The organism is Paenibacillus sp. EKM301P (genome assembly GCF_011800295.1).
Taxonomy (GTDB): domain Bacteria; phylum Bacillota; class Bacilli; order Paenibacillales; family Paenibacillaceae; genus Paenibacillus; species Paenibacillus polymyxa.
The window spans coordinates 1-619 of the sequence record NZ_JAALFM010000072.1 but is presented as its reverse complement, the minus strand read 5'-3'; the positions used below and the strand labels follow the sequence as shown (position 1 = coordinate 619).

General features: G+C 55.4%; 1 protein-coding gene. It reads right to left on the bottom strand.

Features of this window, described 5'->3' with window-relative positions:
- A partial coding sequence (locus HFD99_RS24865; protein ID WP_167441058.1) for an AMP-binding protein occupies positions 1-619 on the bottom strand: 619 nt, incomplete at both ends.

Here is a 619-nt window from a genome sequence, read left to right as displayed (position 1 = left end):
TCATATAGGCCAGGTTATGCAGGCCGGCGACAGGGATCAGGTTGCTCGCATCCTGTGCTCCCCATTGAGCTTGAACGCCCTCATCGTCAAGGACTATAGCTTCTACTGTGGATGGCAAGCTCAGCGAGAGGTTGGCGGCTCTGCTGGTGATCACGACCTTGGCCCCACTGTCTTGAAGCATGTAGTCGATCCGTTCCTGTGGATACATCGTATCCATTGGCACATACGCGCCTCCGGCCTTCAGTACCCCCAGAATGCTCACCAGAAGATCCGCAGAACGTTCCAGCAGTACGCCTACCGGTTGATCTGCTTCAACACCTTTCGCCCGTAGCACACGGGCCAACCGGTTCGCCTGCTCATTCAGCTCAGCGTAGGTTAGCGTCATATTCCCAGATACAACGGCTATCCGCTCAGGGCTGTTTTTCGCTTGCTCTTCAAAACGCTCGCTGAGCGACAGACCTTGGAGTGTTCCACGCACGCTGTGCGCGTTCGGATCATTGAACACCTTCAGAATCTGTTCGGTTTCTTCGGTCGTAATCAGTTCCAGCTCACCCAGCTTCGCATCCGGGTTTGCCGCCACGGCTTCGGCTAAGCGAATAAAGTGACGTGTCATCCGTTC